This window comes from Mesoflavibacter sp. CH_XMU1404-2 (assembly GCF_037029465.1).
Classification (GTDB): domain Bacteria; phylum Bacteroidota; class Bacteroidia; order Flavobacteriales; family Flavobacteriaceae; genus Mesoflavibacter.
Map to the genome: position 1 here is coordinate 1 of NZ_JAYMEM010000023.1, position 865 is coordinate 865.

General features: G+C 43.9%; 1 pseudogene. It reads left to right on the top strand.

The features are described from left to right. A pseudogene (locus WA327_RS08405) lies at window positions 1-865 on the top strand (hypothetical protein); the annotation flags it as partial.

The window sequence follows — 865 nt, forward strand, 5'->3', positions numbered from 1 at the left end:
CTACCAAGCATTAGATTGTGATGGCGATGGTGTAACCAATGGTGATGAGATTGATCCAGACGGAAATGGCATCGATGATGGTAATGGAACAGACGAACAAGATCCATGTGATTACGATCCAATCTTAGTTACTTTAACGCCAACATCAGCGTGGTTAACAGCAGACTGTGATGGCGATGGAACACCAAACGGAAGTGATACCGATCCAAACGACCCATGTGTGGATATGGATGTTACAAATGTAGACTTAACAGATACGACAAGCGCATGGTACACAGCAGACTGTGATGGAGACGGAACACCAAACGGAATGGAATTAGATCCAGACGGAAATGGCATCAATGATGGCAATGGTACAGATCCAGAAGATCCATGTGAAGATGATGGTACTGTAGGCGATGAAGACTTAACAAATGCAGTTTTTGCAAATGCAGATTGTGATGGCGATGGTGTAACCAATGGCGATGAGATTGATCCAGATGGAAACGGTATTGATGACGGAAACGGAACAGATTGGAATAATCCATGTGATTACAACGCAGCAGATGTTACATTAACACAAGGCGGTCCAGTATGGGATGCAGCAGATTGTGATGGCGATGGCACACCAAATGGTAGTGATACCGATCCAAACGATCCATGTGTAGATGCAGATGTTACAAATGTAGATTTAACAGATACGACAAGTGCATGGGCATTAGCAGACTGTGATGGCGATGGAGTTACAAACCTAACGGAATTAGATCCAGACGGAAATGGCATCGATGATGGCAACGGTACAGACTCAGAAGACCCATGTTCATACGATGTAACTTTACAAGATTACACAACAACAAGCGCAGCCTACCAAGCATTAGATTGTGAT